This is a genomic window from Peribacillus sp. TH27, assembly GCF_016650915.1.
GTDB lineage: Bacteria > Bacillota > Bacilli > Bacillales > DSM-1321 > Peribacillus > Peribacillus butanolivorans.
Map to the genome: position 1 here is coordinate 158,820 of NZ_JAEKEV010000002.1, position 15,063 is coordinate 173,882.

Here is a 15,063-nt window from a genome sequence, read left to right on the forward strand (position 1 = left end):
TATTTCATAATAAAGCTCTGTCCTAATAAAAACTAATAACAATTGAAGGCACTGCAAAATACAAACAAATATTTTCGACCTCGAATAAATCCATTCTGAAAGGGGATAGATAAAAGGTAAGTTAATAAGGATATAAAACTAGTGTCTATTATGGGAAGGGGATGTATTTTTGAAGGCAGCAGAGCTTTTTGTAAAATGTTTAGAGGGTCAGGGTGTTGAATACATATTTGGAGTGCCGGGGGAAGAAAACATAGATTTGTTGGACGCGATAAATAAGTCGAGCATACAGTTTATCGTTTGCCGGCATGAAACTGGAGCAGCGTTTATCGCTGGGATGATGGGTAAGTTGACAGGAAAACCCGGAGTTTGTCTTTCAACACTTGGACCCGGGGCCACCAATATGGTGACGGGTGTTGCCTGTGCTACTTTGGATCGAATGCCGCTAATCGCGATTACGGCACAGACCGATCTCAACATGCAGTTTAAAGGGGCTCATCAATACATAAATATTCTCGAGCTATATCACCCGATTTCGAAATGGAGTACAACTATTTATGATGGTTCCGTTATTCCAAAAATTATAACTAAAGCTTTTGCATTGGCTGCAAAGGATTTGACTGGAGCCATTCATATCGAGTTTCCGAATGATATCGCCTCCGCCCTTGTGCATGGAGAACCTTTACAAACTCAGCTTTATGACAAAAAAGTACGATCATCTGAGCAAGCAATCAATGAAGTGGCTATGGCTATCAATCAAGCAAAATTCCCCCTATTTTTGATAGGGAATAATGCTTCAAAAGGTGGAGCATCTACTGATATTTTAACTTTAATCGAAAAGCTTAAAGCCCCTTTCACAGAAACATTTATGGCGAAAGGCGTAGTTCCAGAAAATCACCCACTGCATTTACAAACAATTGGACTACCAGAAGGTGATATTGTCAATAAAGCCTTTAGTCGCGCAGATTTAGTCATTGCTATCGGATATGACCCTATCGAATACGAACCTAAAAAATGGAACCCATTACTATCACCTATCATTCATATCGATGTACAAGACCATGAGTTAGATAACTATTATCCGGTAAAGGCATCCCTTGTTGGTGACTTGTCTGCAAATCTTTTACGTTTAATTGACCAAATTGATCAAAGGAATGAAATCGATCCATTTTATCGTAATGTAAAGGAAACGATATTGTCAGATCGATTGTTACATTCAACCAGTAATTCATACCCAATGTCTCCTCAACGTATCATTAAGGAAATACGGGAAGTTCTATCAAATGATGATATTTTACTATCAGATGTTGGAGCCCATAAATTGTGGATCGGCCGGCAATATGAGACATTAAAGCCAAATACATGTATCCTATCAAATGGGCTTGCTTCAATGGGTATCGCACTTCCGGGAGCAATTGGTGCGAAACTTGCGTGTCCTGATAAAAAAGTAATGGCTGTATGCGGTGACGGGGCTTTTATCATGTCTATAGCAGAGTTTGAAACAGCGGTTCGTTTGAAGGTACCGATTGTTATTATGATTTGGCGAGATGGAAGATATGGAATGATTGAATGGGAACAAAAAAACAAGTTAGGCCATTCATCTAATATCCAATTTAATAACCCGGATTTTGTTGCCCTTGCAAGATCATATGGTGCGAAAGGATATAAGGTAAAAAAAGCAGCAGAGCTAACAACAGTCTTACAAAAAGCAATATCTGAAGATGGACCGGTAATTGTTGAATGTGAGGTTGATTATCAAGAAAGTTTCAGGTTGAGTGAACGTTTAAAGGACTCTCGTTAGATGACTCACGAAACTTTAATAAATAAAGGAAAGAGAAGCCGAATATAGTATGCATGACGAACGATTGAAGGGGTGAGCATAAATTGTTACTTCAACCAATTACAGATCATGCGAAAATAGTCCACTATTCCTTTAATGAAAAAGCTTCTATTTCAAGGAAGATTACGGTCATTGCACTGTTAAGTACTATGGCGGCTACTCTCCAGGCAGCTGGCGGATTGATTCCGGCAGCTGGTTTGTTCATTAGTCCCCTTGCAACAACACCCGCTATCCTTAGTATGGTTTTATCAGAAAGATATGGTTTGCTTGGTTACTTATTAACCTTGTTTTTGCTCTTTCTCATTCAGCCGAATCAGTAGATTAATAGGTGTATGTAATTCCGGACAGAATACGTCAATTTCGTATCCTCTGGGTAATGCAATGTCATTCGGATTAAGATTTCTCTTCTTATTTTCGTTCATTCCTTTTCTGCCCCCTAATATCAAATGACAAGCACCTTTTCACCCCCAGCAACAGCTCTAGGGACAGCTGCACCAAAGCGAATTGATATGTTAGACAATTTGTATTAGACACCAACATTTTTTTAACCATCCAGAAGTTTCATTAATAGATATTCCATGTGTGTTATTCTCATTAACAAAGATTTAAATAGATTAAGAAGGATTGTCCCCTTTAAGGAACTTAAGAGACAAGTAGTATAGCTAATGGGGAGTCGACATTTTTCAATAAAAACTTAAAATATTGCTTCAAATAACACTTTATAAGGTGAGATTGATTTTTATTATAAAGAAAAACGCCAATTAAGGCGCTTAACAAAATATATAAGATACTTTGAACCGTTAATTATCTTTATCGTGAAGTTTATCTTCATATTCAGTTTCTAACATACCATACATGCCATTCATCTCTTGTTCATCGGGATCTGCCCCAAAGTCGTTATCATTTTTTTTGCTATTATTATCAAGAATTTCTTCTTTATTATTTTTCTTATTCATACATCTCACCTCCAACTATTAGGGTGTCTTATTACCAAAGTAAATATACTATCGTAGACTCAGGTACATTTAGGAGTAAGTGTACCAATTGTATATGGATACTATATCGTTTTTTATTAGTGATTATACTTATAATAGATTTTGGTATTCTAAATAGTTATTACTCTTACTATTTGTTAAAATATAAATAAACTAGAGATAACGGGGAGAGAATGTGAAGCGGAAACGGAAGAAATCAAACACTATTTTTGTAATCTTTATCCTGCTTTTTGTATTTTTGCTCATGAAGCAGGTCATGGAAAGTTCAATTGAGGGAAATTTCTTCACACCAGTGAATCCACCTGATTCGTTTGCGAATGTGAAAAAGTATAGCAACCTTCTGCACGATGAGTTAGCAAAATATGGGCTTGAGGAGCACACATCGACATTGATAGCCCTGATGCAGCAGGAAAGTCGTGGGCGGGGTGGTGATCCAATGCAGGCGTCTGAATCGGCGGGACTCGATCCAAATACAATTACCGATCCTACCGAAAGCATCAGGTATGGAGTGAAACATTTCCAGCGAATTATCAAATATGGGAATGAAAAGAACGTGGATTTCTCTACAATCATTCAATCTTATAATATGGGAATTGGTTATATTGATTACATTGCAAATGCAGGAGGGAAGCATACTGAAGAACTAGCGAAGCAGTTCTCGATGCTCCAAGTTGAAAAGAATCCTACGCTCTATGATTGCGGAGGCGACAAAGGAAATTTCCGATATCCATATTGCTACGGTGACTTTTCATATAGTGCAAAGGTAGCTAAGTACATTGATGAACTTGCAGATAGTGTACCTACTCATGTAAATGGAGAGTAAATAGGTGAAGTACCTTAACGGCCTCACCTGTGTTTTCAGTTCATCAAATTTGATCCTATACATTTTTAGATTTAAAACCGATATTAATCAGAGTGCCCAGCACCTCGGACATGGACTTTTAACATCTGGTTATAGTCCATGTCGATATCAGCGTGAACTGGAAATCTTGTTCGGTATCATAGAAGCATCATTGAAGAAAGAGCACGATAACATTACCTAATTCAAAAAGTACGTACTAGAGGGGTAAACATAAACAACAATCTAGCTCGGTTGTATTTGATATTATGGGCGTTTCATCTAAGGATATGCTTCGTGGCATCGCCGAAAGTGAGATCCTGCTATATGCCGGGATCATAAGACCCTATTTTGTATTAATTATTATATTGATTTGATTTTGTTAGGCCATTTTTTGTTTAATGCACTTATAAATGTTTTCACGTTCTTTTTATCTACCATAATGGGGGAATACACGTAGGAAAGCGTTCTGTTAAAAGACTCATTTTTCAACTGTATAATTGAAAGAGTCTTATGCAGAATGTCTCTTTCAATGACACTACGGGATAAGAGAGTTAGCCCCATACTATTTTTTATAAGTGTTTCTTTAATTCCTTGATTACTGCTTATGGTAAGAAGCGATTTAACTTTCAAACCATTTGAACGAAGGAAGTGGTTAAGATATTCTCGTGTACCTGATCCAACTTCTCTGGTTATCCATGCTTGATTCTGAAGGTCAGCAATCGTAACTTCATCTTTACAAGCGAGTTTATGATTGTTTGAAGAAACTATAAATAACTCATCCTGCAAAAAAGCGTGTACGGAAAGTTCTTTTTCATTTGTTTGACCTTCTATTAAACCTATATCTACTTGATATAACCTGACTGATTTTACGATTTCTTCCGTGTTTCCAATTACAACTTGAAGTTCAAGTTCCGGAAAGTCTTTTTGAAGGTCAATAAGTAAAGAAGGCAAGATATACTCGCCGATTGTAAAACTTGCGCCTATTTTTAATTCTCCTTTTATGGATTTATCATGTTCTTGAATGTCTTGTCTGGTCTGTTCATAGATTGTGATCATTTGCTTAGCGCGATCATAAAGAATTTCTCCTGTTAAAGTGACTTTTAAGAATTTAGGAGAGCGGAGAAATAATTTAGTTTGGAACTCTTCTTCTAATTTTTTTATGTGCAAACTAACACTTGGTTGTGACATAAGAAGCATTTCTGCTGTTTTTGTAAAATTCTTGACTTCTACAAGGGTCACAAAAGTTTTTAAAGCATCATAGTACATAGGAATCCCACCTTATTATTAATATTCTTAATAGTTGCAATTAATTATATATATTTTACTAATGATGTGCCTTTCGGTAAAGTTAATGAGAAACTTATTTTAGGAAGAATCTAGGTTGGGGAAGGCTATCGTCCTTTATTATGTTATTTTTTATTAATAGTGAGCTATGAAAAAGTGTTCCTTCCCTGTATGAACTGAACTTTCTAAATTTTTTTACAGTTAAAACCGACTTCGTCTATAGGAGTAAACGAGTTAATTTCATAGTTCTAAAAAATGTCTAAAACAACTCGTATAAGAATCAACTAAGATAAGTTTATATTCCTTTGTGAGGTGGAAAACGTGCAACTTCAGGTAAGTAACAGTCCTTTTAATCATGAACAGACAGAGCTTCTTAACAATCTACTGCCTAGCTTGACAGAAACACAAAAAGTTTGGCTGAGCGGTTATCTGACCGCGTCTTTGTCAGTTTTCAACGCAGGAACAGCCGACGTATCGGTGGCTCAACCCAGCGGGAAGACAATATCAAAAGAGGTTACCATCCTTTATGGTTCACAGACGGGAAATGCTCAAGGGTTGGCAGAGAATGCAGCAAGAAAGCTTGAGGGTAATGGTTTTCAGGTAACCATTTCATCCATGAGTGACTTTAAAGTGAACAATTTGAAAAAAGTCCAGAATCTTCTTATTGCCGTTAGCACGCATGGAGAAGGGGACCCACCGGATAATACTTTGTCCTTCCATGAGTTTCTTCATGGCAGAAGGGCACCAAACCTTGGAGATCTCCGCTTCTCCGTATTGGCGCTGGGGGACAGCTCATATGAGTTTTTCTGTGAAACGGGAATACAATTCGATAAGCGCTTGGAAGAACTTGGCGGGACCCGGCTATTTCCGCGGATGGACTGTGATCTTGATTATGATGAGCCGGCTGCAGAATGGCTGGAAGGAGTAATTTCGAGCTTAAGTGAGGAGCAAGGAAGTACTGTTTCTGCCGTTCCCGCAACAATAACACCAGTAAGTGAACACACGTATTCCAGGACAAACCCTTTTAAAGCGGAAGTTATGGAAAATATTAACTTGAACGGCCGTGGCTCCAATAAAGAGACACACCATATCGAGTTATCGCTTGAAGGCTCTGGAATTACATTTGAACCTGGTGACAGCCTTGGTATTTATCCACAAAATGATTCCATTTTAGTGGATATGCTCCTTAAAGAAATCAATTGGGACCCTGAAGAAATCGTGAAGGTCAACAAGCAGGGAGACCTTCGAAAACTAAGGGAATCGCTCATCTCCAATTTTGAAATAACAGTATTAACAAAATCGCTCCTTGAGCAAGCGGCCCAACTTTCAGGCAACGAGGATTTAAAGGCACTTTTATCAGCTGGTAATGAAGAAAAACTAAAAGAATATCGTGAAGGCCGTGATTTGCTTGATTTTGTCCGTGATTTTGGCTCATGGGGTGAATCGGCGCAAGAATTCGTCTCCATCCTTCGAAAAATTCCAGCCCGTCTATATTCGATTGCGAACAGCCTATCCGCGTATCCAGATGAAGTGCATCTGACAGTCGGAGCTGTCCGGTATGATAGTCATGGACGAGAAAGAAAAGGTGTCTGCTCCATTTTATGTGCGGAACGTTTACAGCCAGGGGATACGCTTCCTGTTTACATTCAGCATAACCAAAACTTTAAGCAGCCGAAGAACCCAGACACTCCAATCATCATGGTTGGACCGGGAACAGGCATTGCTCCGTTCAGATCCTTTATACAAGAGCGCGAAGAAACAGAAGCGATTGGGAAAACGTGGCTTTTTTTCGGCGATCAGCATTTCTTAACGGATTTCCTATATCAGACTGAATGGCAAAAGTGGTTGAAAACAGGTGTACTTACGAAAATGGATGTAGCCTTTTCGCGTGACGCGGATGAAAAAGTATATGTTCAACACCGGATGCTTGAGCACAGTAGGAAATTATACGAATGGCTTCAAGAAGGAGCGGCGGTATACATTTGCGGAGATGAGAAAAACATGGCACATGACGTCCATAATACACTTATTGAGATCATTGAAAAAGAAGGGCAGATGAGCCATGCTGATGCACAAGATTACCTTGAAGAAATGCAACAGAATAAACGCTATCAACGTGATGTGTACTGAAATATGAATGAAAAGGAGATATCAATATGGTGAACCAACTATTAAAAGCACCAGAAGGCCCGCCTAGTGATGTTGAACAAATAAAAGATAAAAGCAATTATTTGCGTGGTACACTGGGAGAAGTAATGCTGGATCGGATCAGCGCCGGTATTCCAGATGATGACAATCGATTAATGAAACATCACGGCAGCTATTTGCAGGATGACCGGGATCTCCGCAATGAGCGTCAAAAGCAAAAACTTGAACCTGCGTATCAGTTCATGCTGCGTGTCCGTATGCCAGGTGGCGTGGCATTGCCTGCTCAATGGCTTGTCATGGACGAACTGGCCCAAAAATACGGCAATGATACCTTAAAATTGACAACACGCCAGACGTTTCAAATGCATGGCATTTTAAAATGGAACATGAAAAAAACGATTCAGGAAATCCACGCGTCTATGTTGGATACAATTGCGGCATGCGGTGATGTAAACCGGAACGTCATGTGCAACTCGAATCCATTTCAATCGGAAATCCACTCCGAAGTATATGATTGGTCAACAAAATTGAGTGATTACTTATTGCCACGCACCAGAGCGTATCACGAAATTTGGCTGGATGAAGAAAAAGTGGTTGGCACGGCAGAAATGGAAGAAGTCGAACCAATGTACGGAAAGCTTTATTTACCGCGTAAATTTAAAATTGGTATCGCCGTTCCGCCATCGAATGATATTGATGTCTTTTCACAGGATCTTGGATTCATTGCGATTGTTGAAGATGACAAGCTTGTCGGTTTTAATGTGGCGATAGGTGGTGGCATGGGCATGTCGCACGGCGACAAAGAAACCTATCCGCAGCTTGCCAAAGTAATTGGCTTCTGTATGCCGGACCAAATTCTTGATGTAGCGGAAAAAGTCATTACGATACAGCGTGATTACGGAAACCGTTCCCTCCGCAAAAATGCAAGATTTAAGTACACAGTTGACCGACTTGGGTTAGAGACGGTCAAGGCTGAACTGGAAAACCGTCTAGGCTGGAGGTTGGAGGAGGCGAAGAAGTATCATTTTGACAATAACGGTGACCGCTATGGTTGGGTAAAAGGCATTCAAGGAAAATGGCATTTTACTTTGTTTGTAGAAGGAGGCCGTATTGCGGATATTGATGATTACAAGTTGATGACCGGTATACGCGAGATAGCCAAAATCCATACCGGTGATTTCCGTCTGACTGCAAATCAAAACCTGATCATTGCCAATGTATCAAGCCAGGAAAAGGAAAAAATCAGCGACCTGATCGTACAATACGGTTTGACGGATGGCGGTCATTATACAGCCCTCCGCCGCAGCTCAATGGCGTGCGTTTCCCTTCCAACATGCGGGTTAGCGATGGCGGAAGCAGAACGTTATTTGCCGGTTTTATTGGATAAGATCGAGACCATTGTCGATGAAAATGGTCTAAGGAATGAAGAAATTACGATTCGCATGACTGGTTGCCCGAACGGATGTGCCCGCCACGCACTCGGAGAAATCGGCTTTATCGGCAAAGCTCCCGGTAAATACAACATGTATCTCGGTGCAGCTTTTGACGGTAGCCGGTTAAGCAAAATGTATCGTGAAAACATCGGTGAAGAAGAAATTTTGAGAGAGCTGCGTGTGCTTCTTTCCCGCTACGCGAAAGAACGGCAGGAAGAAGAGCACTTCGGTGACTTCGCTGTCCGCGCAGGCATCATCAAAGCAGTGACAGACGGCACAAATTTTCATGATTGATGAAGATGCATCAGAGACAGGAATACGTTCCTGTCTCTTTTTTATCATTTCCCGCCAGAAGACTCCCTCTTCAAGCGTGTGAAGGGCGAGATGAATGGCGGTTGGGATAAGCCAAAGTAATCTTTGACAAACATACGTTCGGTAGTTAATAATAACTATAAGGGGGTGAAACCAATGGTCGTAAACAAAGCTTATAAATTTCGAATCTATCCAACTAAAGAACAACTAGTTCTAATCAATAAAACGATCGGCTGCTCCCGTTTTGTCTTTAACTTCTTTTTAGGCAAACAAAAGGAGAAAGATGCCTACTGGTATATTTGTGAAGAAATGAAGCAGAACGGCCAATTACGCTCTAATGAATGGAAAGGTTCTTTTCTGGATATATACGCAACAATCAAAGAACTTCCAGCTTTAAAGAAAGAGTATTCTTTCCTGAAAGAAGTAGACAATATTGCCTTACAGAAATCGGTGGAAAATTTAGCAGATTCCTATAGTCGATATTATAAAAAGCAAAATATGTCACCACGCTTCAAATCGAAAAAGAATCCTATCCAGTCCTACACGACTAAACATACGAATGGAAATATCGGAATAATTGGAAACAAAATCAAATTGCCAAAACTCGGTCTAGTTCGTTTTGCTAAAAGCCGCGAAGTCGAAGGGCGAATCATCAATGCCACAATCAGGCGGAACCCTTCGGGTAAATATTTCATTTCCGTTTTAGCGGAAACCAATGTACAAGTACTTCCTAAAAATAATCGTTCGTGCGGTGTAGATGTTGGTTTGAAGAACTTTGCTATTCTTTCAGATGGTACGGTCTATCAAAATCCAAAATTCTTCCGGACGGTCGAAAAGAAATTGGCCAAAGCACAACGGATTCTTTCAAGGCGACAAGAAATAGCCTTGAATCAAAATAAACCATTGGCTGAAGCTAAAAACTATCAAAAACAAAAACAAAAAGTGGCTATCCTACACGAAAAAATTTCAAATGCCCGAATGGATTACTTTCATAAAGTTTCTACCGAAATCATCAAAAACCAGGATGTTATTGGAATGGAAGACTTGCAAGTGTCGAATATGATGAAAAATCACAAACTAGCTAAAGCTATTAGTGAAGTATCTTGGTACCAATTCAAAAAAATGTTGGAATACAAAGCAAAATGGTATGGTAAACAAATCGTGACCGTATCTAAAACGTTTGCTTCTAGCCAATTGTGTTCTAGCTGCGGTAACCAAAATAAAGACGTTAAACATCTGAATCTTCGTGAATGGGATTGTCCTTTTTGTTCTACTCACCACGATCGAGATATTAACGCAGGACTCAATCTAATGAATGAAGCCATAAGGCTTCTAACCGTAGGAACTACGGGAGTAGCCTAATTAAAAATTGGCCGATAGGCTAATGTTCTTAGGAATCCCCCACTTCAATCAGACCGTAAGGTCGATAAGTGGTGGGTAGTTCAATTGGTCCTGTTTGAAATGACTGTATTTTTTAAAAACTACTATTCAGACAGACAGGAACAAAAAACTGTGTATCATGCCATTATTAGGGGTGACAATGACATATTGATTGTCATCTGTACAGAAGGGAACGGGATAGACTTCACCTCTCCCTTTTTTTTCATCACCGATTCAATGCTCTACTATATCTCGAATGCTGTTTTGAAGTAGTTCAACAGGAATAGGAAATAAACGAAGGGGTGTTTTAAAAAGAAATATATACTGTTATAAAGTAACAAGTAAGGAACGGAAAAAATCACGGTTTTAGAAATATAAGAGAAGGTACTAGGACATCTATTTAAGAAGCGTAGGACGTGATAATTGGAGCCATTAAAATATTTTAAACAAAATATTGCACCATTAACCTCGATAGAATATATAAATAATCCTTTAACCTTAAATATCTTAATATCGTATTTTTTTTATTTAAGCCTCGCGATTAAGTCATTTTATAGACTTTTTAGAACAAGAGGAGGTACCAGGACAGATGCCCTTAATTATTTTAGAATCTATAGGGCATTATTATTCCACCGTCGATAAATACTGCGAAATAAAGGGGGCGGAAAAAATGATAATTCGTTCGATAATAAAGTTTTTTCAATGATTGCTGGGTTTGGTAAATCTGTATTTATTGATTACTTATTAGTGATTGCTTAAAAAATAAGAGGGCCGCCAATTGACAGCCTTTGAATGTACGATCATTTACAATCTCATACTAAGATAAACGCCATATCAAGGTGATTATCTTTGGGATCTTTCTTTCACTGACAAACGCCATTAGCGATTTAGAAGACATTTTTTATTTAACAGGAAGCTGAACATGAAAGGTAGTTCCTTTTCCAACTACACTTTTAACTGAGATATCTCCTCCATGTTTATGTATCGTTGTAAATACTTGAGTTAGGCCTAAACCTGTTCCTTCGCTTTTGGTGGAAAAGAACGGTGTTCCTAGCATCTTTAACTTATCTTTAGATATTCCTACTCCTGTATCACTAAGTTTTATATGAATCCTTCCACTTTTATAATAATGTTCAATTCTAATTTTTCCCTTACCCTGAATCCCCTCAATTGCCTCAATTGCCTCAATTGCATTCTTCACCAGATTAAAAAAGGCTTTTAGAAATAAATTTCTCTTTCCAACTACTTTTCTCTCTGAATCCCTTAAATCCCATTCTATTTCCACGTTATAAAGTTTTTCTTGGAATAAAAACAAAAGAGCAGTTAACTCCTTACATAAATCAATGGGAACAAAAGGCTCCTCGTTTAAATCAGGTTTAGAAACGTGTAATAGATTTTGCAGAGTCTCTAATGCTTTTTCTAATTCTGCTTCCATCGTATTGATATAAGGATGAGGATGGGATTCTTTTAATAGCTGTAAAAATCCCTTTACTGAAGTAAGAGGATTTTTAACTTCATGAACAATCCCAGCAGCTATTTGACCTATTGATGCTAATTTTTCTCTGTCTTTCAAAAGAATTTCTGCTTTTTTACGATCTGTAATGTCTCGAATAATGACTTGAGTCAAGATCATCTCTTTCAAATAAAAAGGGGCAGCTGTTACTTCAATATCAATAACCTCTCCATTACTACAAATCATTTTTTGTTCCGCCAGTTCTAATATCTCTTGTTTTTCCAGCACCCTTTTTAATCGGTCATTACAACTAGCATGGTTATCTGGCGGGAGAAAAACGTACAAGTTTTTATACAATATGTCCTCAGGAGAAGCTAACTTTAGCAATTCCAAACAAGCTCTATTACAGTAAAGAATTTTTCCTGCCTGTCCAACAATCATAATTGAATTGAGGGAATACGAGATCAATTGATGGAAGTCAATGTCTGTTGAGTCAATTTGTAATTCCAAGTAAATCACTCCGTATTTAATCATTGCCATTAGTTTATCAGGAAACATGCTTAACTGGAATAAAAATTTTAACTTTAGCTCTTTTTAATTATTTGTTTAACTATTTTTTACACGTTCGTTCAAGAACAGATCATCATTCCTCAACATCATTAATATGTGGAGAAGTTTAGATAAAATATATTGAATTTCTATAAAAAAGAGTATACAAAAAAAGCACAGCCTTATGAAAAGGGGTGCGAAGAGGTTAGGAAAGGGTTAAGAAATTTAAATGTACGACCCTAAAGCATAAGTAGTTTATGAATTAGGGCATGAATTTCAGGTGAAAATATATATTTGAACATTTTATCTCCTAATAATAGTTAAGATTATTTGCATCAAAATAAGATTTAAAAGATTTGTTTTATTGCACTAAACTGTTCTGATAGTTGAAGAAGGGTATTTTATTTGAATGTATGATAATAGTAATCATCAATAGTCCTTAGCAGTGTATTTTTCTTGAAACTTTCATTCAATTTCTAGATAGGATTGCCGAGTAATGGTAAACCTCATTCTAATTTGGAGATATGTAATTTGAGGTATTTTAAAAACTCTCTGGCTGCTAAAGAAAAATGTTTTTTCTTTGACCGTACCCATCCGAAGAATCGGTGGTTGGATTCAAAGTTTATTAATGATATTGGGATAATTTCTCCACTTTTAACATAATGGTCATCTTTTAGTGCTATATCCATCAAAAAGCTTATCGCTAACCCTTCTGAAACCGCTTTTTTGATGACTTCGGTATTGTTAGAAGCAAATAAAATATTCATCGGTCCGTATCTATTCATAAATATAGAGATGGAATCTTTCCATATTACCCCATCATACATCACTACTGTTTCATTAATTAGCTCCTCAGGAGTTATATGATCACTGAATGCTAAAGGAGAATGTTTGCTGACACACACCATGATTTTCCCTTCTAATAAGGATTCGAAAACCAGCTCTTCATGTGCATTCCAATCTATTTCATCAAGCATGGCTAATCCAATGTCAATCTTCCCTTGGGAAACATCTTCAATAATATTTAGTGACTTTTTTTCGGTCATGACAATACGGAAGTTAGGATAGTCCTTTTTAAAGTTTGCTAACGCTTTGAGTAAAATCGGCATGAATAAGCTGGGGCTGGCCGATATATTTAATTCTCCGTTTATTAAGGATGTTTGCTCTTGCGCTTCTTCTTGTATTTCTTCAATCTTCACAACAATTTCATAGGCTTTTTTAATGATGTTTTTACCCTCTGTTGTCGGCTGGGCGCCTAACCGCGAACGTGTAAACAAATGTATGCTTAATTCTTGTTCTAAATTGGTAATCGCCTTACTAATGGTAGATTGTGAAACATGAAGATTTTGTGCAGCAATGGAAATAGAACGTGTTTTAGCTACTTCAACAATATATTTTAATTGTTCTAGATGCACAACATTCCCTCCTTTATATGAATTTGGTTCAAGTATATATGATATATAGCTATTTTACTTTAATATCAACCATATATAAAATAAAATTATGAATATTAAAACTATTCAAATAACCATGAGAATAATTGAAATCACTTTTAAAAGCAGGGATTAGAAAGGAGGAAAGTATGCAGGAAACAGTACAAATCGAGAATATAGAACATTTAAGGGATAGGCTGCTTCATTTCATTCACAATGAGTTGTTACCGTTTGAAAGAGAACACGAAATTGACTCAGAAAAAGAGATTCCGATGGAACAGATCAAATGGGTAAGAAAGCGAGCGAAGGAGCTCGGGTTTTATGGCATCAGCCTTCCTAAGGAGGCAGGAGGGCAATCACTTAGCTTGAAAGGGCTATGTGGTTTAAAGGAGGAACTAGCAAAATCAGGGGCTGCTTTATGGGGGCATGTATTAGGTGAAATAGGCGGTCCTTTGCGCATTGGCCAGATGTTAAAAATTTTTACTCCGGATCAAATAACAAGGTATGTAATGCCGGTAATTAATGCAGAAGCGGGATGTTGTTTTGCATTGTCAGAACCCGGGGCGGGATCAGATGCCCATGCCATTCAAACGACTGCAGTACGCGAAGGTGATGACTACATTTTACATGGTAAAAAGCATTTTATTAGCGCTGCGCCTTATGCAGATTGGGCCATTGTGATGGCGAAAGAGATTGTGGAGGCAGATGGTGAAAGAGTTACTGCCTTTATTGTAGAGAAACAAACAGAGGGAAGGTCGGGTTTTGAATTAGGAAACATTCAAGTTCCAATTTCCGGTGAACGGAGCACGGCCGAGCTAATCTTTAATCAATGCCGAGTCCCATCTACTAATATTCTCGGTCAACCGGGCAAAGGGTTGATGCTGGGGCTCAGCAGAATAAATGAAAATCGGGCTTCTTGGGGGGCTACCTACCTTGGCGTTGCACAACGGCTATTAGACTTATCTATCGATCATGCCAAACAGCGGGTACAGTTCGGTAGACCAATTGGAGATTTTCAAGCGATTCAACATATGCTAGCGGAGATGGCGACTGAAATATACGCCGCACGTTGCATGCTCTACGATGTCATCGAGAAGATTGATCATGGTGAAGAGGTGAGAGGAGCTTCATCCATGGTTAAACTGTATTCCTCTGAGGTTGCTAATCGAGTTGCCGACAAGGCTGTTCAAATCTTTGGCGGGCAAGGGTTAATGAAAGGACACCCTGTCGAGAAAATGTACAGGGACGTACGGATGTTTAGAATTCTGACTGGTACATCTGAAATTCAGAAAAACATGATTTCCAAAGAACTGCTGAAGAAATAAAAAAAGGATTATTGTGTCAACTATACATTTGGAAAAATTCGGAGTTTCAAATTGAAAAGAACCATATTTTACA

11 protein-coding genes are annotated in these 15,063 nt (G+C 38.2%); 7 read left to right on the forward strand and 4 right to left on the reverse strand.

Going from position 1 to position 15,063, the window contains the following annotated elements:
• Positions 1-169 precede the first annotated feature (169 nt).
• The gene (locus JFU24_RS02345; RefSeq protein ID WP_201224452.1) at positions 170-1,798 is read left to right on the forward strand and encodes an acetolactate synthase large subunit; all 1,629 of its coding nucleotides are present in this window, start codon (positions 170-172) and stop codon (positions 1,796-1,798) included.
• 83 nt (positions 1,799-1,881) lie between these two features.
• The gene (locus JFU24_RS02350) at positions 1,882-2,157 is read left to right on the forward strand and encodes a hypothetical protein (RefSeq protein ID WP_201249433.1); all 276 of its coding nucleotides are present in this window, start codon (positions 1,882-1,884) and stop codon (positions 2,155-2,157) included.
• Positions 2,158-2,637: 480 nt separating this feature from the next.
• On the opposite strand, the gene JFU24_RS02355 is transcribed toward JFU24_RS02350, so the two are convergent.
• Positions 2,638-2,793: a DUF4021 domain-containing protein gene (locus tag JFU24_RS02355; RefSeq protein WP_082612622.1), complete on the reverse strand. Its 156-nt coding sequence runs from the start codon at positions 2,791-2,793 to the stop codon at positions 2,638-2,640.
• A gap of 295 nt (positions 2,794-3,088) precedes the next feature.
• On the opposite strand from JFU24_RS02355, the gene JFU24_RS02360 reads away from it, so the two are divergent.
• Positions 3,089-3,655: a lysozyme family protein gene (locus tag JFU24_RS02360; RefSeq protein WP_242485249.1), complete on the forward strand. Its 567-nt coding sequence runs from the start codon at positions 3,089-3,091 to the stop codon at positions 3,653-3,655.
• 378 nt (positions 3,656-4,033) lie between these two features.
• On the opposite strand, the gene JFU24_RS02365 is transcribed toward JFU24_RS02360, so the two are convergent.
• Positions 4,034-4,939 (reverse strand): LysR family transcriptional regulator, encoded by a 906-nt coding sequence (locus tag JFU24_RS02365; RefSeq protein ID WP_201184765.1) that lies wholly within the window; start codon positions 4,937-4,939, stop codon positions 4,034-4,036.
• Positions 4,940-5,278: 339 nt separating this feature from the next.
• On the opposite strand from JFU24_RS02365, the gene JFU24_RS02370 reads away from it, so the two are divergent.
• From JFU24_RS02370 to tnpB, 3 genes are all read left to right on the forward strand, one after another.
• The gene (locus JFU24_RS02370) at positions 5,279-7,087 is read left to right on the forward strand and encodes an assimilatory sulfite reductase (NADPH) flavoprotein subunit (protein ID WP_201224456.1); all 1,809 of its coding nucleotides are present in this window, start codon (positions 5,279-5,281) and stop codon (positions 7,085-7,087) included.
• A 26-nt stretch (positions 7,088-7,113) separates the two neighbouring features.
• On the forward strand, positions 7,114-8,832 hold the full coding sequence (gene cysI, locus JFU24_RS02375) for an assimilatory sulfite reductase (NADPH) hemoprotein subunit (protein WP_201184761.1): 1,719 nt from the start codon (positions 7,114-7,116) through the stop codon (positions 8,830-8,832).
• A 174-nt stretch (positions 8,833-9,006) separates the two neighbouring features.
• Positions 9,007-10,212: an IS200/IS605 family element RNA-guided endonuclease TnpB gene (gene tnpB, locus JFU24_RS02380; protein WP_201249434.1), complete on the forward strand. Its 1,206-nt coding sequence runs from the start codon at positions 9,007-9,009 to the stop codon at positions 10,210-10,212.
• A 919-nt stretch (positions 10,213-11,131) separates the two neighbouring features.
• Here tnpB and JFU24_RS02385 read toward each other — a convergent pair.
• Together JFU24_RS02385 and JFU24_RS02390 are read right to left on the reverse strand one after the other, a co-directional pair.
• Complete coding sequence (locus tag JFU24_RS02385) at positions 11,132-12,193, reverse strand: two-component system sensor histidine kinase NtrB (RefSeq protein WP_201225172.1); 1,062 nt, start codon at positions 12,191-12,193, stop codon at positions 11,132-11,134.
• 545 nt (positions 12,194-12,738) lie between these two features.
• Positions 12,739-13,647, reverse strand: a complete 909-nt coding sequence (locus JFU24_RS02390; RefSeq protein ID WP_201249435.1) for a LysR substrate-binding domain-containing protein — start codon at positions 13,645-13,647, stop codon at positions 12,739-12,741.
• Between the two features lie 167 nt (positions 13,648-13,814).
• On the opposite strand from JFU24_RS02390, the gene JFU24_RS02395 reads away from it, so the two are divergent.
• Positions 13,815-14,990 carry an acyl-CoA dehydrogenase family protein gene (locus JFU24_RS02395; RefSeq protein WP_201224461.1) on the forward strand — a complete coding sequence of 392 codons (1,176 nt, stop codon included), beginning with the start codon at positions 13,815-13,817 and terminating at the stop codon, positions 14,988-14,990.
• The last annotated feature ends 73 nt before the right edge of the window (positions 14,991-15,063 follow it).

Coding starts and splice junctions, on each gene's coding strand:
- JFU24_RS02365 (WP_201184765.1), bottom strand. CDS start 4,939: ATGTACTATGATGCTTTAAAAACTTTTGTGACCCTTGTAGAAGTCAAG.
- JFU24_RS02355 (WP_082612622.1), bottom strand. CDS start 2,793: ATGAATAAGAAAAATAATAAAGAAGAAATTCTTGATAATAATAGCAAA.
- JFU24_RS02360 (WP_242485249.1), top strand. CDS start 3,089: ATGGAAAGTTCAATTGAGGGAAATTTCTTCACACCAGTGAATCCACCT.
- cysI (WP_201184761.1), top strand. CDS start 7,114: ATGGTGAACCAACTATTAAAAGCACCAGAAGGCCCGCCTAGTGATGTT.
- tnpB (WP_201249434.1), top strand. CDS start 9,007: ATGGTCGTAAACAAAGCTTATAAATTTCGAATCTATCCAACTAAAGAA.
- JFU24_RS02395 (WP_201224461.1), top strand. CDS start 13,815: ATGCAGGAAACAGTACAAATCGAGAATATAGAACATTTAAGGGATAGG.